The organism is Microbulbifer variabilis (assembly GCF_052467165.1).
The window spans coordinates 1,845,574-1,863,078 of record NZ_CP174301.1 but is presented as its reverse complement, the minus strand read 5'-3'; the positions used below and the strand labels follow the sequence as shown (position 1 = coordinate 1,863,078).

Sequence of the window (17,505 nt, the reverse complement as noted above, 5' to 3'; positions counted from 1 at the left end):
GTGCTCGGGACCGTATGTTGATAATAAAATCATCTGCAATAACCCGAGTGGGTTAGAACAATAGAACCTGGATGTCCCCCCGGCGTAAAGAGACTGGATTCGAGTCTATCTCAAAGCGGATATCTGTTGTTGATTGGGATAAAATTCTTCTAACTTCAGGAAGTATCCTTTCCCCTCGTTCTGTGTAAACCACCCATGCTACATTGGTTGGAAATTGTTGTTTTGCTTCCTCTAGATCAGTCTCAGTTGCAGAAGTTTTAAATCCGGCTTCAAGTAAATCTTTAGTAATAGTCTTTGCATTTTCCTGCTGTGCGGCCTTGTTGAATATGAGGATAGAGTAATGCGAATTTCTTTCAAATTTTTCCCGAGTTGCCCTTCTTTCTTTTTCTTGCGCTGGGCTAATAGTTGCACGTGGAATATGTTCGGCCATTCTGTCAATATCTTTTCTATTGGTGGTCAATCTTAAACGCAGCTCTTCCAGTTGGTTATTGAGTTCCGCTTTCTCTGCACCAAAATCCTCCTTAAGTTGAAATTTTGCTCCAGAATCTCCTATCCATATTTCCACGGATCCCCAGATAGATAAAGCAAGTAGCATCGAGCCAAACATTACAAGTACGACACCTCCCAACCCGAAATTTTGATGCTTAATGTGGTTGTATACCGCAGCGAGGAGGCAGATTCCTCCCAAGATGATCCCCACTATCATTGTGGCATTTTCAATGATCATGTATGTCACCTCGCTTTCTCATTTAATATTAATGCTAGGGTCGACTAAGTACAGCTGAAGGTGTTCCAGGAGTCACTTAATGGAATCTTAATCGGTGAAGTGGGTCGTATAGTCAGAAAATAGTATGCGGTAGATATGGTTGCTCCAACAAATGTAATTTATTCAGGTTGAATTCGTCGAATGTCTCATCATCCTGCTGTGCATGGATGACATAAAGTGATTTCTATAAATGCCTTCAAGCTACTAGAGTACCTTTCCAGTCAATATTCCAAATCTCCAGTAGTGAATGGTCGTGGCGGTTTTTTACCTAAAACTTTGCGTAGCAGACTATTCATCGTTGCCGGATCTTCATCGAACCCGCCATGTGTTTTACTCTTGGTGGCATTGGAAGGACTGTAATGGATTTTTACCTCGTTCATTGGAATCTGATCGTTGTAGATCTGCATGCCCATGAGTGCTTCTCCACGCTTTTCCTCAAAAGCATTGGAGACCAGATATAAGAGAGATTTACCATAGACTCGAGCGACATTGTCATCTTCTTCCTCTTCTGCGGACAGATTGTAAATGGTGGTTGATTCTAATTTTTGATTCTTAATCAGTGGTTTGTAAATATGCTGGTAGAGGTCATAATTGGCGGCCGGTGCCAGCAGGGAGCAGCTGGATACTTTGTTGAACATATTACCTCTAAATAAACGTTTTAACAGGTGTGCTTGAAGTATTGCTCCGGCACTGTGACCAGCCACATGTACCTGCTTATTGCCTATTTCATTCAGCGTGTTCAATATGTGTTTTAGTGTGCGTGAGCCATGGCTATCTTGACTTTCAAAAGGTTTCGCCGCATTTTGTTTCATTTCATCCCATATAGCTCGACCCGGAAAACGAGTCATATTTTCAATTCGACGATCGAACCAGTCTCGTATGCCTCCTGCAATGCGCTCGGCACGGGCAGATTTATCAGTCAGAATACTCTTCATAATCTCAAGAAGGCCAGTGTCCCACATAAAATGAAAGGGGTAGATGCGGTTCTCAATAAAAACATTTTTCATCGCTGCGATACGACGCGCCGAGTCCTTCGCAGTATTTAAGCCACCATGTGCATAAAAAAGTAAATGATCGAAATTTGTTTTCTCTCGGTGTAGGTTATCTGCTATAGCCGCGATATGAGATTCATTGCTCCAGTATTTACCGCCGTCACGGAAATTACCATCATTAAGATGTACAAAGTGTCTCCATATCTCATTGCGGCTTGGTGTAGCGGATGCTGCGAGATTGGCAGTGGACCGGGTACCGGCTCGGCGTAATTGGTCAAATATCTGCGGCGTGGGCAGGGCAATTTGTACCACCCAGGCATCCAGTACTGAGTTTAACCAGTCTTCGTAAGGCCAGAGGGCTTTCCCATTGTCCCCCCAATCCCTGCCCCAGGAATTCTGAACCCAAAATCCCTCGGTGTTATATCCAACTATGGCGAAAGCATGCCCGCCTATCTGTTGTTTATTGGCTGGTATAACGTATTCGCCGTTAGGGTTTCTGCGAAGTTTAAACCAACCATCATGGATCATTGCTGATACGTATATGATGTAGGTCTCCTGAAGTGCATAGTGCATCTCAGTAATATCCGGGCGTATTCGATAGTAGGCGCCGATAGTTCGAGACTTAGCATCTTCCAGTTGTTCAAAATTTGGGGTGTCGCCATCTTCTTTCTTGTAAAGGGAATCGAGACAAACACCGGTATTCAACCACCCCTTAATCGCTCCCCGACAACTTGACCCCTCATAGGTTTCCCCAGGCCACTCGTCGTATCTGCGCGCCATGTTGTAAATCATCCAGGGGCTGACTAAGACATTTTGATTCTGTTGTTGATACAAACGATTAATTACAGCAGCCAAACCAAATCCGGTACAGGCTCCATCCTGCCCCTGATTGAGAATAGTGAGGTCTTGGGGAGGGGGCATCAGGCAGGGTATGGGAGACAGGCGGGGCTCATAATAGCGATCCCGTAGATCCAGGGCGTCACTAATGACATTAAATTGCTCGCTCAGCTTCTTCATGGCAATTTCTCGGTCTATTAAGCGGACATTCCTTCACTGAGGATAATTCGGGAGTAGCACGATTCCAGCTATTGGTAAGAATAGTAGTTAAATTCTATATCTACTTTATTATCATGATTAATACAGGATAAACTACCGACTTGGATACTGATATTTTACTGATCTCTACTATTCCAACGCATAAGATGAGAATAGGAGATTAAAGGCTGGCTAGCGCTATTCAAAGAACGCTTTTGTGAGGTTGCCAATGCCAAACTGACACCAAAAATTATCAAGCTTGCGGCAGTGTGTTTTTAACTGAATTTATGAAATAGTTCCTTTTTGAGAAGCTTTACCATAAGTTTTGGTAGAATATCGAGATTGGGCCATCAATAGACAATTGTGGTGCTGAAAACACTACGAAGTTGATTCTCAACTACGATAAGTGAGCTTGGAACATTTGCGCAGGTGATTCTTAAAAGCTTCTCCTTAAAAGGGTTTTTAAACCGCTCCAATGAGTTTCTGTCTAAGTAATGAGGTATTCTGTCGTCAATTTTCGGCTTTAAAATCGCGATAATAATATTGGCGACACGGTTAATTTATCGGAACCATGGGTGTGGAAATAGATGCCTGATTAGCTGCCAGCCACTGTAAGCAAAGCAATCCATAGACCACAGTTACTTTGAGGAAAGGTAAAGTTACTACTGGGTCAGAAGGAAAGAATACACAGCGCTCGAGGCGCGCTATGAATACATCCCTGTATGCTCGTAATCGGCATCCATGCTTCATACGGTCCAAGCGCAGTGTATTCTTTCCTTCCCCTTTTTTATTACTTACTAAAAATTTTTAGGGAGGCTTTTTATGGATCGTGCAATATTCTACGACGGTATTCGTGAAGATCTATTCGAGGGACGCCTGAATCTTGAACAGGTTGAAGGAATGGAGGCGATCCTTAATTTCTGGGAAGCCCCGCCCGTTCAGCCGACTGGGGATTTGAAGGCTCACTGGGAGGTTCGCCATATCGGTTGGCTAGCTTATATGCTTGCAACGGTTTTTCATGAAACGGCATTCACTATGCAACCGGGCACAGAGTTTGGCAGTAATGAACGCTTTACTCAGTTATATGAAGGCCGCAAAGATCTGGGCAATACCAAGGAAGGTGATGGTGTAAAGTTTAAAGGGCGCGGCTATTTACCGTTAACCGGGCGCCGTAATTACGAGCAAATGACCTTAGTCGTTCGTGAATTTTACCCGAATTGCCCTGATTTTACCACGGACCCCGAAGCGGTAAGAGATGTACGGTATGCGACGGTAATACTGTTTTACAGTATGATTTTGGGATTCTTTAACGATAAAACACTGAAACAATATATTGGTAACCCAGATAAAGGACAGATAGTCGATTACTTCCATGCACGTAAAGTCACTGGCAGCATGCATAAGGCACGTAGTATTGAAATCTATGCTAAGGAGTTCGAACAAGCGTTACTACAAGCCGAGACCAGTCAGGCGTCACCACTACCTATAGAACCACAACCGGCCCCATCGGTACCCGAAAAGCCCCCAGGAACTGCTCTTCAAATGGAAAGGTCAACCTTCTACGAAGATATACACAAAGGCATCTTCAAAGGTAGCTTGACCCAGGAACAGGTTAATGGAATGGAGGTTATTCTGAATTTCTGGGAAAACCCGCCGACTCAGCCGAGCGGAAATTTCAAAATTCAGTGGGAAATTCGTAGTATTGGTTGGCTGGCTTATATGCTCGCAACGACTTTTCACGAAACGGCATACACTATGCAACCAATTACAGAATATGGCTCTAAATCTTATTTTACCAGGTACGACTTCCGAAAAGACCTGGGGAATACTGAGCCGGGCGATGGGTATAAATTCCGGGGTCGCGGCTTTGTGCAGCTAACCGGGCGTCGCAACTACGAGAAGCTGACGCCAGTAGTACGTGAACATTACCCTCAGTGCCCAGACTTTACCCAAGACCCCGATGCTGTGAAAGTTCCAAAATATGCAACGATCATCCTTTTTTACGGCATGTTCCTAGGAATCTTCACCGGAAAAGCACTAAGGCATTCCATCGGCGATCCAGAGAAGGGACAGATGGTCGATTACCGCTATGCGCGACAAATTATCAACGCTATGGATAAAGCGGACAATATAGCACGCTACGCTGAGGAGTTTGAGCAGGCACTGGTCAATGCCGGAGCTACAGCCTAATGCAAAAAGCGGCATGTGCGCTCATTGTATCGGCTCTTATTGGCTGCGACCAATCACTAGATAATTATCGAGAAGTACCGACACAATTCGCGAACTCTTCGAAAAATGCTGTCTCAGCTGAATCCCCAGCTGATTGCGACCAAATAAAGAGGCCTCTTAATCCATCGGGAAAGCCATCCCGTGGGGAAAAGGAACTGGATAAGCATTTCCGCCTCGCTTTCTATTACGAATCTGCTGGCAACTTTGATAGCGCTATAGAACATTACCGGGCAGCTGAACATTTAGCCATCTGTGATTGTGACCGCGCTCATGCCTTAGCCGGTATAACGGCAGCCGCAGAAGCGAAAGAAATATTTCAGCAAGAAGGTATAAATGCCAAGCCAACGCAGTATTTTTGGGGGCGCCTGCAGGATTTGACCCAAGATCTTCCTTGTGTAGACGTCCAGTAAAACCTAGATTGCCAACATAAATGACACACGCCTGCCCGCTAGAAATTCCAGCGGACTCAAGTAATTTAACACCTTTCTTGGACGAGTATTAATTCGGAACACTGCATCATCGATATGGCTTTTTGGTATCTTGCCAATTTCTATACCCTTCGGGAAGAAACGCCTCAGTAGACCATTCGTGTTTTCGTTCAATACACGCTCCCAAGAGTGATAAGGTTTTGCAAAATATATTTTGCATCCCAGTTTCCGCGCAATCAACTGGTGGCCCGCAAATTCGGCTCCATTATCGAAGGTTATTGTTTTACATATTGCCTGATACGGCTTTAGCATCTGCTTGATTGCACGACTTACTGTCTTCTTACTCTTATTGGGTACCCTACGAGTGAGTAACAATTTAGAAACTCGCTCAACTAATGTCACAAGATAGCTATCCTGACCATAAACCGTATCGCCCTCCCAATGGCCAAGCTCTGTGTTTTCATCAACAATCGTTGGTCGCTCTTCAATGTCAATACGCTCCGGAATGAGCTTTACTCCTGCCTCGGAGTCTGTACGCTTCCGATAAAGTTTGCCTTTCCGTGGCAGCCGCAGCCTCCAATTAAGCCGACCTATCCAGCGATAAATTGTTGAGCAACTGGCCCTTTTTTCACATTTCTCAAGCCTCATTCTCCCAGCAATTTGTTCTGGGCTAGCGTTTTTTAGCTGATGGTCGATTTGCACTTTCATGGCGAAATCAAACTTGGTGTGCTTACGAGCCCCATGCCGCCTCTGCAGAGCCTTTTGGTGAGCGCTCTCGGCACAGTATGGATAAAAGCGGGTAAGCTCTCGCGAGATGGTTTTGTTGGAACGATTGAGCTGTAACGCTATCGCTGTGTTTTATACACATCATTTAAGTCCATTTAAAGCCTCCGCTGCTTCCATATAATGGAGAAGTTTAGTGTACCCCTGCCAAACGGTTTTAACTCCAGGCTCACCATCGCCGCCCCGCCCCAGAAAGCCTCCAAGTCCTGCCAACATACGAGTTATATCTCTCATACATGGAGCTTCATTTGGTGGGGAGGTTTTAGCTTGCATTATCCATATCATACGCCACTCTTTTTCAGAGTAGACTTTCGTACACGACGTATCAGGAAGCGTTCGTGCTCGTGTTGTCATGGAGTGTAGACGCCACCCAATAATCATATAGATTGCAATACAGTTCAGCATTCGCTGCTCAGTTCTAAAGCGATTACTTTCTATCTGGCATCCGCCTTTCACCACTCTAAAATAGGTTTCAATTTCCCATCGACTTCGATACCACTCAATAATAATCCTCGCTTGCTTAAAGTCCTCAACGGCAAGATCGGTCAGCAGCATCCATTCAATATCTTTTTTCCCTTCTCGTGGGCTTAATTCCTTAGCAAAGACTGCGTAGAGAGAAAGAGGTCGTTTTGATTTTCCTTTTCCCTGCAATCTTACTTCTGCAATGGATACACTGACCTTAGCTTCCCTTCCTGGCTCTCCATTCCTTTTGGGGATACTTACTGAGTATTTCCCGATAGACTTCTGTTTGGTCATATAGTCCCAAAGTAAAGTCGTATCTTCTCCTTCGATCTCTAAACTACGATTAGCCTTAGCTCGAGCAATATAGCTTGCACGCCGCTGTTCATTTTGATCTTCAGCTAATTGAAACCACTCATGAATATCCCCCTCTCTATCTGCGATGCTCACAATCGTGGTTTCAGGGCAGTGCTCTTGTATCTCACAAGCTGATTCATAATGGTCTAGCCAACGTCGACTCTCTTTATCTTGTATCGACTTGGTATAGCGAGAATTAGCTCTAGATTCTTTATCTCGCTGCCACATACTACCCTCAATAATGCCCAGATTATCTCTGGATGGCGATATAGCGATAGACGTATGCAGGAGCTGCTGATTAGTCTCTTTACGTCGGAGTGTTCCCATTTCCTTGCTTTCTAAATCGGTAGCAAAATTTAGGAAAGTGGTATCCTGAGGGATAAGAACAACTGGTTGAACCTTGATTCTTTCAAGAGTGGCTGATTTATGACCACTCATAATGGAGTCAAAGCTGACTTTATCATTTTCGATAAATCGATAGGCTGCAAAGGTTTCTGCCCAAGACTTGTTTGCACAGGGAATACTACTCTTTGGGTCAGAACTTAAATTACTGAGAATATTGGACAAGCGCTTATTCAATCGTGTGTCACCCATAACCTGATTTTTCACTTCGTGCCTGACCTAGTCCTGCATAATTATCTAGCCAAATTTGTAGCTCCTATACCGTGAAAACTGTAACTCATTGATTTTTATAACAAAACTGAAAAAACTTGTGTATATAACTTAGCGCTATCGCTCGAGCCGAATAGTTCTGTCCGCTGAGGACTTCGATCTGGTATCGTTCTTTCAGTGTCAGCTGGTTGGTATTGGTTCCCATAGGGTTCCTGGCTTGTTTGTGTGGAAGCTAACCAACCTACAGCCAGCTGGCCTCCTTCGCTATCGCCAAGTGTGTCGGTTATTGTGGGAATCTAGGAGGAAATCAATAAGCATCTCGCGGGGAATGACATGGCACTGCGTGAAGGTACCATTGTAGATGCCACGATTATCTCCGCGCCAACTTCGACGAAGAATAAAAAGAAGGAGCGCGAACCAGAAATGCATCAAACTTAAAAAGGGAATCAGTGGCATTTTGGTATGAAGATACACATTGGTACAGATGATACCCTTGGGCTCATCCATAACCTCGACATAACAGCCGCTAACCAGCACGACATTACCGCAACAGGTAAATTGCTACATGGTAAAGAGAAACGCATTTGGGGAGACTCTGACTACACGGGTGCGGAAAAGCGCGAAGAGCTTAAATCTAAAGAGGTGGAGTGGCACATTGCAGAGAAGCGAAGTCGTTTGAAGCATCGACCGGGCCGTGCTGAATTGCGAATCATGGGGTTTATCCTTGGTTTTGTTTATAGGTTTAGGCACCTTCATCAAAACCGGTAAATCCCTCTTTTTCAAGAGTATGTGTCAGATTTGGTCTGAACTAATCCATATGATTTCCCCCAAATAATATTGTTCTATTCATTTTTCGCCCAAAAACTATTAAATCAACTAGGATTCGCGCGTTTTTGCCCTACTTGCATTCATAAAACAGATTGATTCTGTAAATTTTTCATTCGAGTAAGATTCCACCCAATAAATGTCATGTTGAAAACTTCGTTAACACGATCTAGGCTGCGCACTTTGATCTGTCGAATCAGCCCTATGTTTTTTCCCCAACCAAAACCCTCTTCAATTCGTTTATGAACTTTCATACTGGCCTGGTACCCAGTATGACGAGTTATCCTCCCATCAATCGCGGACCCTCCTGGACATTTACCATTCTGAGCAACATGAGGCGTGACTCCCAAACCTCTGCAGGACTCTACAAATCCACGAGTGTCATAACCTTTATCCGCACCAACTGTCTTGGGTTTTGAGCCCGGTAGTTCCGAAAGCACATCAAGCGCTGTTTCCCTCTCTGCGGTTCCCGTGGCTAAACTGACCTTTGCATTCACAATTAAACCATTTCAGTTTTCCATTGTGGTATGCCCCAAGTAACCCAATTTTGCTTCTGAGCCCCGTGATTTTTTATAGATTCTTGAATCTGGGTCAGTGGTCGAGGCGTGCGTATCATTAGTACGTTTCTCTCCACGAAAATCTCGCTCCTTGTTACGACCACCCCCTGGTTTTTCGTCGTCATCACCGACTTTTTTCGGCCGAAAACTTTTCCGGGAAGCCCATGCTTGAATCAAGGTGCCATCAACACTGAAATGTTCATAGTTAAGCAGATTTTTCTTGTGAGCCATCTCTACAATTTCTTTAAAAAGCGCCGGAATAACCTCATGTTCAAGTAACCGATCTCGGTTTTTACTGAAGGTAGAGTGGTTCCATACGATATCGTCTACTGAAAGTCCAACAAACCAGAGAAATAGTAAGTTGTAATTCACATGTTCCATTAACTGCCTTTCACTGCGAATCGTATACAGAACCTGTAATAGTTGGGCTCTTAATAAGCGTTCTGGTTGGATAGATTCACGGCAGTATTCACGTATGCAGAGTCCAGCAGCCAGTCTATACGCTTGAGCGCGAGGTTAAAGAGAGTCCGGATCGCGCGTAATGGATGCTTCTTAGGTACGAAAGATTCAAGATGAATCGTTGTGAATAAAGCTTCTTGGGTGATATTGGCGCCGCGAATTATCGTAGAGCTTCCAGAGTTTATCTTGTGGATATTCTACCAAAACCAGTACCTATGCGGTCGTATTTCAACAGCCTGCTAGGGTGTGTATTTGTTGCCACACACCATCAATCGCTTTCTGTGTCTTATACGCTTGCTGGCGTAGTAGCTCTGCAAGCTTATGTGCTTGCCTTGGGCGATTCCTCGAAAGCCTGTATTGCATCGCAGCTCTTGGGTGATCGTTGAGGGATGCCTCTCAAACAATTCTGCAATTGCTTTCTGAGAATGTCCGGCTTTTCTTAGACTGGAAATCTGGTATCGTTCGTTCTCGCTCAGTTGATAGTAGCTCATCAGTGTCTTTCTCCTGGTCGGGAGAGGTGCTGACTCTACCAGCTGGGCCCTCCGTTACCAATTGCACTTTTTATCCGAAACCAAGATGTAGAAAAACAATTCTCCCGTCACATATTTTTTAATCTGTATAAAACTAATTAAAAATATAGTAACTGCAAATCAAGAAATTTGAAGTTAATCGCGACATAATTACATCGAAAGTGCAAGTTATTACCTACAAGTTGCCGCCTGCAAACCCAAACTTGTAAAGATTAAGATTCAAATATATATAAATTTACTGTTGTTTTTAGTCTACACCTTCTAAATATTGAGGATCTTAATATGTCAAGTGTTATTCCAACAGACTATGAATTCGGCCAAGCACAAAATGACCCTCAATGGCTCATATCTCTGCTTAGGCAAGATGAAGAGATTAATTTTCACTTAAATTCATTAGCTAATTTCTTAATACAAAATGAAACACAGATAAACGATATTTACAACTTTGTTGGTAGTACTGTACATTCAGAGAAATCAAAAGAAGTGCAGGAGGCTATATTAAATCTATTACGTGACCCCGGTGACGCCAACTTAAAAATAGTTAAAGATGCTGTGTTTGAAGTTAATAATCAATTTCCCCTAATTGTAGATCAATTAATCAGCAAGCTTAAATATGATGAAAATCTTGGAATTAATGTAAATAGCGGGATTTGGTTTCCTCCACAAGCAGTTGGGTTCGGATTTGATGCCGGAGCTGAATTGTGGGGCATAACTGTGAATGGAAAAAAGCTCAGTGAATGGGCTGGTGCAGAGTTTGTTGGGGTACCATCGTCAGATGCAGCTGTTGTTCAGCAAGGTTTTCAAACGATGTATGACTTCTTTCGCCTGACCAATTCGCGACGCTCAGGGGACTATTTGGGAGCGAAATTAACCTGTGGTCTTACCTTATGGAATAATATTCCTAGGACGACAACCAAGAAAAAAAATCCGAATCCTCCTCCCCAAACACTTCCAGGTACGTACCATGGGGTGGATATTTTTTCAACTTTTTTCCCTATAAGTGTGCAAGAACCAAAAAGAATGGGTATAGGATTAGAATTGCTTGGATGGACATTCCCAGATCCTGATACACCTTCACAATTAGTGCAGGATTTAACTATTGATTGGGAAAATGATGATGTCCAGAAGTCGCATTCTAAATTTTTAATTGCATTAAAGACCTTATTTGTCTTATTCCATGGAATAAGATTCTCAGCCAATCTAGATTATAATTATGGCAGGTTTATTCTTGAAATAATATATGTATTAGCAGAAGCCGCAAAAGGTAAAAAGCCTAGCGAGTTTATGATTAAGTTTATTAACGCTTTCCCAAACAGTGATACCTGGCTTAATCAGCAGCAATGGGTTGAGGGTATGAAGCAGAGCAAGCCAAGGTTAACCGTTGATCCTATTAAAGTCTATCTTGAAGATAAAAGTACAGCGCTTACATATACAGTTACTTGGCCCTCAATTGGAAGTATTATAGCGGGAAAAACTTTTTATAATAACCATCCTGTTAAACAAATTAATGGGCCAGACGAAAACGTTACAACCCAGGTTAAATTGGAGATCCCGCTCTTCTATCAAAATTGTGTTGTACCTGGCACCTTAAACAATATGAGTAAAAATGGTGCCTATATCGAAATATTGAACCCTGGTAACGATGAACAACAACAATATGATCTTACTATTAATACTCCAAATGGAACTATGACAAATCTCCCCTCATATCCATGGAAATACATTTGGGATGGGTCAGGTCAAGCGTCTAGCGGAAATGTGATCGTACTTGAATATGTAGGACAAGATAATGCTTCATGGATTAACGATTATGTTATTAGGATTAATAATCTGTGGCCGAATGCAAATACTAAAACAGGAACCGCTGCAGCACAGTTGAATTTTTCAGATCTAGGTTATGGTGCTGATACTACATGGACTAAGCCTCTAAGCTTAAATACAAAAACTATAACTTTAGATTCGCAAGAGTACAAAGCAAGCTTCGACTTAACTATTGACTTTGACGCCAGTGGTAATGATGGTCAGAATGGCTTAATGTGGAAGTTTTGGTGGCTTTATGATTCAGAAACCGATCCTGTACGAGTTACCTTTACTAATAATCAATTTTCTTTCAATGCAATTCCATGCTCAACAGCATGTGCTCCATATATAAAAGCACCTGCAGCTTATGTAATACGAAATCCAAAGTTAGCGGACACAGACGGAAATCAACCCTATTTAGTTGCGCAGTACTATGAAAACGATGGCAGTGGTAATTATGTGCCTATGGCTACTTATCCTATTGGATATACATTTAATGAAGCCAACTCCAATGGTACATATGTCGGCCAAATCCAAGCTGGATATTGGAAAAATACCGGTCCGCAAAAGACTCCGCAATGGCAAGGACCGGTAACCATATCAACCAACCAGCCCAAGTCAATAAAAGTTGTATTTGCGCCTACACGATCGAACACTCAGTTTGCTACATTTAATTTCAATAGCATTCTATCGGAACCTGAATCAACAGTTGCGTGCTTCCCACCTGAAAGCAGCTAATTATATTTTGATATGGATACTTGCTTATTGTTCGATTCGCAAGCTACACATATTAATATATACCAATTAGTTTTTAAATATAAAATACACCTATCTAGTTTGTCAACCTTATGATCGACTATGAAATTTTTTCATATTTAGCTGTCTAGATAGATTTTAATTAGACCTAAATTAATGGAGGGACAATTATTGATAGAAATTTTTTAAATCATTATCTTAAAATTTCATAGGAAAATGTACCGATGAATGAGTATCAACTAAGTAAAATGCTTTCTAAATCACCAGAATTCAATTCAATTTTTGAGGAAATCATTAAACATATAATTTTACCTGCAACTAAAGCAGGAAATAATTTATTTGACCGAGAGCATGGCAATAACCATATTCCCACTTCTGGATTTTCTAAAAGTGAATTTGATCAAACATTTCAAAACTATAAAGAAAAAGATCCTTCAGCGTTAAATATATTTCTGAATGAGGATAAGAACTTAATCCCTTTCGGCAGTATAATTGCAGTCGCAGACAGGATTGTTTCTCATCTTGCAAACTTAAAAGAAGAGCTCCCTCTTTCCTTTGCAGATATGGATAGAAAGGAAATTGCTAAAGTCATTAAGGATCAGATATCTGATTCAGAGCCAGAACAAATAGCCATCGAGCAATTGGAATTGCCTGTGGTTCAAATTTGCAAGGCCATCCTGGGTGTTGATATCGTCTCCATTCTCTTTGGATTTATTGAACTACTTTTAGTTGACGTCATGTTACTTAAGGCGTTTGATGAGAAATTACCGGAAATAATATTATTTGTGGTTTTCGAGATAATTGGTCTTGTATTATCAGTAATTAATACTGCATACAACTATCGCAGCTGCATTGCATAATTAACTCACTAGAATGGAAATATTTGTATGTCTAATTCACTAGTTACCAGAAAAATAGCACAAGAATTGTCAAGCCACTCGCAATCTATGTCCATTGTCAATTCAACACTGGAATATATGATTAAGGTAGTAAGAAGTTTGACTTCTGATGTATTGGATTCAACGTCGAATTTGGGAAGTGATGAATTATATTCACTAAATGAAAATATAAAGCGTGGTGAATTTACTGCAATTTTAGATCTGTTTCATAAGTTTGAAGGGGATGAAAGCTCCCCATTACATATGAAAAATTTTCTTAAATTCGTGATGGACCTTGAAAAATTAAGAGAGAATTTTTTAACAAACTTACCAGCTGGAGCGCTTTACCAGGATAAAGATGTCTTAAAAGGTGCAATTATTTTACTCTTGTCTGACACCAACTATGAGCAAGAGGTAGTTAACATACTAAATGACAGCTCAGCCTCTGTCGGTCATGTAATACCTGCCCCTCCTTCTTGTATTAAAGCTTTTCTTACGTCTTTCGGTGGCCAATGGGTAGAGCTTGTGAAAGAATGTATGGCTATAGCATTTATAGAAGGAAGTCAATTTAAAAAATTAGATCAAAAGGAGTTAATGGCTGCACTTCTTGGTGTGTGCCTTCAAATGTTGTTTGGTGTGATTGCAGACGCAACGAATTTTAAAATGTGCATGGAATCTTAGTAACTTAATCTAACGAGTATTTATCATGGAAAATATTTCTATTGTAAACCCCTCCTTTCTTCATTCAGATTCTTTTCTAAAATTTGTTCGGGAGTTAGAAGAGTTAGCGAATTCTATTATTTTAGACCTTACTAAAGATGATAATTCCAACGAAGATCTAGAAGGAGATATAGAACCCTATCTTCTTGGGCTATCCCAAGGTAGATTATCCGATTTTTCCGCACTAGGAAATAAATATCGTTCTCTCAGTTCAGAAAAATTACTCGCCAAAATGCTTAGACTGAATGAATTCTTACATTCTACACTTACGGAGATTCCGGCTAGTTTACTCTTACAAAGCCCAGAATCATTTAGGAGAAATATCGAGGATTCAGTTCGTAGAGCTATTTCTGGTACTGTATCTATTCCAGGTAAAACTAATAAGGATTGTGATACAATACTAGCGGGCCAAATATTGGCTTGGCTCGTTCAAATTGCAGCCACACTTTTTGCTGATTATGCAGTCTATGTACGGGAAAAAGCGAGGATTCAACCAAGTCAGGCCCCTTTTTGGACAAAAAAGGGGCCTAAAACTTTTAGTCTTGAAAATTGGAGGCAGCTTGCGACATTCGTAGGGCTCGCATCTGAAGTACTTTCTGCTATTTTTCAGTTAATCTCATATGCTTTATCGTTCAGAAAATGTAATTTTAGTTAAACTTAGCATCAACAGCTTAATTGTTTATTGTAGTAATTGCGCACTCTTGAAAACTTTTCTAACTGAGTTATTCAAGAGTGCTTATTTGCATCTGGCGATTCTTGGTTGCCCAGATAATGCTCTATCATTTAAGGTCGAAACTACTATGATTAGAAGCTATTTCATAACTTCTTTAATGTAATTAATGGGCATGTATTTTAGAGCGAAGCTCAGTAAGTGGATCAATAGTGATCTTGCCTAACGACCAAACCACGATAATTTTTAACTATGAAAAAACTTTCTTAACTTACCAGTGTTCTATACATCTTAAAAACAGCCTGCCATTACGTCCCTAAGTTTTCTTACTGTTTCGTTAGGTAAGATATATTTGTGGGGCTGCAAGATAATCTGCTTGCAGCATATAGGGATTGCAGTTATTACTTGAAACCAAGAGAGATTAATATGACTCCTCCTAAAAATGAAGAATCCTCTAGATTGGGTGACGAAGAAATAAAATTGAATGCTGGGTTTTTAGGGAAATTGTTTGGAGATAAAAATAATGCTCCATCTAATATTGCCGGGTGTATCCTTTTATTACTTATTGGTATGAGTATTTATGGAACTTTATTTGAACTTAAAGGCGTGGATTCATCTGAATTGTGGAAGTTCACTGTTCCGGTAATAAACCTAATTTTAGGTTACTTATTTGGGAAGGGCTAACTTGTTATTGACACCATTAAAGCTACTAATCATATAGTTAACTGAGGTTTTTGTAATGGAAGAAAAAACATGCCCTTGCTGCAGTGGGAAGTTATTTAAGAGCTGTTGTAAGATATATGTTACCGGAATGGCTTACCCTCTAGATCCAGGGTCACTTACACGAAGTAGGCATGTAGCTGAATTATTGGGTTGCAAAGAGTATATAAAGGATACATGGCACCCAGAGACTTTCCCTGGAGTTGATAAAATTAATATTAATAATGTTCAGTGGTTAGATCTAAAAATTATAAATATATTTGGAGGTGAAAATGAAGCTGTAGTTTACGTTAAAAAAACATATTTAGAAAACAACTGTGAGCATTATGTAGATAATAATCTATTATTCATAAAGCTGGACGGACGGCTAGTATTTTACTATTCACTGGAGTAAAAAAACTTACTTTATTGTCTGCTTGTGTCATTGAATAATGTTTGTAGTGGTTTAATTCTTCCGGACACTTTGCTAAGATGGTAAAATTACCAATCGAGGTGAAGTATGACAACAAAAGGTACACGTCGGCAATTCAAGCCGAAGTTCAAGAAAGACGCCGTAGCCCTTGTCTCCGAGCAAGGGTATTCGATTTCTAAGGCAGCTGAAGCTGTTGGAACCACTACCAATAATCTACGACGCTAGATAAAAGACCTGAAGCAGGAAGAGAGCGGAGAAAGACCGGATACCAGCGAGCGTGCTGAATTGGATCGGTTGCGACGCGAAATCAAGTAATAGCGGATGGAGAAAGAAATCCTAAAAAATGCCAGTGTAGGTTCAACCTGTCAAGGCAACACCCTGTTTAATAACCTGCTTTGGTGTCGCAAAGTTCAGTGTTTTTCTTGGCCTGCTATTAAGCTCGTTAGCAACTTGATTGAGTTTCCTCTGAGTATGCTGCGCCAAGCATGTCTTTTTTGGAAAGTACTGACGGATTAAACTGTTGGTATTCTCATTCGTTCCCCTTTGCCAAGGGCTCTGAGGATCGCAGAAGAAGACAGGAACACCTGTATTTTCCTTAAATTCAGCGTGCTTCGCCAACTCCATTCCTCGGTCCCACGTCAGTGATTGGCAAAGCTCTTTTGGCAGTTTTTAGACCTAGCAACAAGCACCTGGTTCACAGAAGTCGCATCTTTCCCTTTCAATTTAAGTAAGGTACCTATGCCTATAATCCCCCTATTTGGAAGGAAGAAGGCTATCTAATGTATAGTTACTTGGAGGAGAAGGAATTACCTTTTCTGAAGCCGGTAGTCGGCTATAAGTATGTTCCAATTTTATTTCATAGTGGTTTAAAGCATAAGCTGGCCCATTATAGCGATGTGCGAATTCAGACCATGCCAGATTTCTTAAATACACTTGCAAATGATCCGCTGCTATAAACTTAGCCATTGCATAAAGCTGTGATGCCCCTGAATACTTCATCGATTCAATAAAATCTAAAATTGTTGAAAACCCACAGATTTTATAGTTTATACCAAGTACCTGCCCCAACCCCCAAGAGCAAGAGGAAAGTGCAGCTTCTTGATTAATTTCCATAGCTTTATCAAGCCATAAATATCTCATATTTTGTGTAGTAGGGTATGGCTTTGTTCCCCACTTTGGATATGCTAGCCCCTGTTTTGATGCTTGTAAGCGCTGTGATGGAATTTTAAGCTCATGATAAAATATATGTGGCTCACATAGCATAATTGGCCGATTGTCAGGGCCAAAGCCCTTACCAGTTGTCTCTACTATGATAACCGAATGTAAAGCTGCGACTTGACATCCTAAATAGCCAGCAATAATTTCAATGTCACTATCCGTTAAAGGTAAGGCTTCACCTCGAAAATTCATGAGATTATCCTTTAGTATCTACCACACATACTTAAATTTTAGCATTAATTTTCATTAACTGTTAAACTTTGACCAGAATTTAATAATGATTTCATGGAAATAGAATT

13 protein-coding genes and 5 pseudogenes are annotated in these 17,505 nt (G+C 41.2%); 10 read left to right on the top strand and 8 right to left on the bottom strand.

Annotated features, from left to right (window positions below; all coding sequences use genetic code 11):
• Positions 1–52: 52 nt before the first annotated feature.
• Positions 53–727, bottom strand: a complete 675-nt coding sequence (locus ACJJIP_RS08420) for a hypothetical protein (protein ID WP_444901460.1) — start codon at positions 725–727, stop codon at positions 53–55.
• 260 nt (positions 728–987) lie between these two features.
• Positions 988–2,775: a C1 family peptidase gene (locus ACJJIP_RS08415; RefSeq protein WP_444946642.1), complete on the bottom strand. Its 1,788-nt coding sequence runs from the start codon at positions 2,773–2,775 to the stop codon at positions 988–990.
• 840 nt (positions 2,776–3,615) lie between these two features.
• Between ACJJIP_RS08415 and ACJJIP_RS08410 the strand changes: the two genes are divergently transcribed.
• Together ACJJIP_RS08410 and ACJJIP_RS08405 are read left to right on the top strand one after the other, a co-directional pair.
• Positions 3,616–4,983, top strand: coding sequence for a hypothetical protein (locus tag ACJJIP_RS08410; RefSeq protein WP_444946641.1), 1,368 nt, complete (start codon positions 3,616–3,618; stop codon positions 4,981–4,983).
• The gene (locus tag ACJJIP_RS08405; protein WP_444946640.1) at positions 4,983–5,432 is read left to right on the top strand and encodes a hypothetical protein; all 450 of its coding nucleotides are present in this window, start codon (positions 4,983–4,985) and stop codon (positions 5,430–5,432) included. The genes ACJJIP_RS08410 and ACJJIP_RS08405 overlap by 1 nt, the downstream gene beginning before the upstream one ends.
• Before the next feature lie 3 nt (positions 5,433–5,435).
• Here ACJJIP_RS08405 and ACJJIP_RS08400 read toward each other — a convergent pair.
• Together ACJJIP_RS08400 and ACJJIP_RS08395 are read right to left on the bottom strand one after the other, a co-directional pair.
• Positions 5,436–6,299: pseudogene (locus ACJJIP_RS08400) on the bottom strand (IS30 family transposase); the annotation flags it as partial.
• A gap of 18 nt (positions 6,300–6,317) precedes the next feature.
• Positions 6,318–7,658: an IS4 family transposase gene (locus tag ACJJIP_RS08395; RefSeq protein WP_444946639.1), complete on the bottom strand. Its 1,341-nt coding sequence runs from the start codon at positions 7,656–7,658 to the stop codon at positions 6,318–6,320.
• Between the two features lie 453 nt (positions 7,659–8,111).
• Here ACJJIP_RS08395 and ACJJIP_RS08390 point away from each other — a divergent pair.
• Positions 8,112–8,429 (top strand): annotated as a pseudogene (locus ACJJIP_RS08390) (transposase); the annotation flags it as partial.
• Positions 8,430–8,569: 140 nt separating this feature from the next.
• On the opposite strand, the pseudogene ACJJIP_RS08385 reads toward ACJJIP_RS08390, so the two are convergent.
• Both ACJJIP_RS08385 and ACJJIP_RS08380 read right to left on the bottom strand, forming a co-directional pair.
• Positions 8,570–9,663 (bottom strand): annotated as a pseudogene (locus ACJJIP_RS08385) (IS5 family transposase).
• Between the two features lie 195 nt (positions 9,664–9,858).
• Positions 9,859–9,993: pseudogene (locus tag ACJJIP_RS08380) on the bottom strand (helix-turn-helix domain-containing protein); the annotation flags it as partial.
• Positions 9,994–10,314: 321 nt separating this feature from the next.
• Between ACJJIP_RS08380 and ACJJIP_RS08375 the strand changes: the two are divergent.
• The 7 genes from ACJJIP_RS08375 (at position 10,315) to ACJJIP_RS08345 (ending at position 16,213) form a co-directional block, all read left to right on the top strand.
• Positions 10,315–12,570, top strand: a complete 2,256-nt coding sequence (locus tag ACJJIP_RS08375) for a hypothetical protein (protein ID WP_444946638.1) — start codon at positions 10,315–10,317, stop codon at positions 12,568–12,570.
• A gap of 242 nt (positions 12,571–12,812) precedes the next feature.
• Positions 12,813–13,448 carry a hypothetical protein gene (locus tag ACJJIP_RS08370; RefSeq protein ID WP_444946637.1) on the top strand — a complete coding sequence of 212 codons (636 nt, stop codon included), beginning with the start codon at positions 12,813–12,815 and terminating at the stop codon, positions 13,446–13,448.
• 27 nt (positions 13,449–13,475) lie between these two features.
• On the top strand, positions 13,476–14,147 hold the full coding sequence (locus tag ACJJIP_RS08365) for a hypothetical protein (protein WP_444946636.1): 672 nt from the start codon (positions 13,476–13,478) through the stop codon (positions 14,145–14,147).
• Between the two features lie 25 nt (positions 14,148–14,172).
• Positions 14,173–14,841, top strand: a complete 669-nt coding sequence (locus tag ACJJIP_RS08360; RefSeq protein WP_444946635.1) for a hypothetical protein — start codon at positions 14,173–14,175, stop codon at positions 14,839–14,841.
• 369 nt (positions 14,842–15,210) lie between these two features.
• Positions 15,211–15,540 (top strand): hypothetical protein, encoded by a 330-nt coding sequence (locus ACJJIP_RS08355; RefSeq protein WP_353376361.1) that lies wholly within the window; start codon positions 15,211–15,213, stop codon positions 15,538–15,540.
• A 55-nt stretch (positions 15,541–15,595) separates the two neighbouring features.
• On the top strand, positions 15,596–15,970 hold the full coding sequence (locus ACJJIP_RS08350) for a YchJ family metal-binding protein (RefSeq protein ID WP_444946634.1): 375 nt from the start codon (positions 15,596–15,598) through the stop codon (positions 15,968–15,970).
• A gap of 105 nt (positions 15,971–16,075) precedes the next feature.
• A complete protein-coding gene (locus ACJJIP_RS08345) occupies positions 16,076–16,213 on the top strand; it encodes a transposase (protein ID WP_353376364.1) in 138 nt (45 codons plus the stop codon).
• 132 nt (positions 16,214–16,345) lie between these two features.
• Here ACJJIP_RS08345 and ACJJIP_RS08340 read toward each other — a convergent pair.
• Both ACJJIP_RS08340 and ACJJIP_RS08335 read right to left on the bottom strand, forming a co-directional pair.
• Positions 16,346–16,719 (bottom strand): annotated as a pseudogene (locus ACJJIP_RS08340) (IS30 family transposase); the annotation flags it as partial.
• Positions 16,720–16,741: 22 nt separating this feature from the next.
• Entirely contained in the window at positions 16,742–17,398 is a 657-nt protein-coding gene (locus tag ACJJIP_RS08335) for an N-acetylmuramidase family protein (protein WP_444946633.1), read from the bottom strand.
• Positions 17,399–17,505: the final 107 nt, after the last annotated feature.

Coding starts and splice junctions, on each gene's coding strand:
- ACJJIP_RS08405 (WP_444946640.1), top strand. CDS start 4,983: ATGCAAAAAGCGGCATGTGCGCTCATTGTATCGGCTCTTATTGGCTGC.
- ACJJIP_RS08350 (WP_444946634.1), top strand. CDS start 15,596: ATGGAAGAAAAAACATGCCCTTGCTGCAGTGGGAAGTTATTTAAGAGC.
- ACJJIP_RS08415 (WP_444946642.1), bottom strand. CDS start 2,775: ATGAAGAAGCTGAGCGAGCAATTTAATGTCATTAGTGACGCCCTGGAT.
- ACJJIP_RS08375 (WP_444946638.1), top strand. CDS start 10,315: ATGTCAAGTGTTATTCCAACAGACTATGAATTCGGCCAAGCACAAAAT.
- ACJJIP_RS08365 (WP_444946636.1), top strand. CDS start 13,476: ATGTCTAATTCACTAGTTACCAGAAAAATAGCACAAGAATTGTCAAGC.
- ACJJIP_RS08360 (WP_444946635.1), top strand. CDS start 14,173: ATGGAAAATATTTCTATTGTAAACCCCTCCTTTCTTCATTCAGATTCT.
- ACJJIP_RS08410 (WP_444946641.1), top strand. CDS start 3,616: ATGGATCGTGCAATATTCTACGACGGTATTCGTGAAGATCTATTCGAG.
- ACJJIP_RS08370 (WP_444946637.1), top strand. CDS start 12,813: ATGAATGAGTATCAACTAAGTAAAATGCTTTCTAAATCACCAGAATTC.
- ACJJIP_RS08335 (WP_444946633.1), bottom strand. CDS start 17,398: ATGAATTTTCGAGGTGAAGCCTTACCTTTAACGGATAGTGACATTGAA.
- ACJJIP_RS08420 (WP_444901460.1), bottom strand. CDS start 727: ATGATCATTGAAAATGCCACAATGATAGTGGGGATCATCTTGGGAGGA.
- ACJJIP_RS08345 (WP_353376364.1), top strand. CDS start 16,076: ATGACAACAAAAGGTACACGTCGGCAATTCAAGCCGAAGTTCAAGAAA.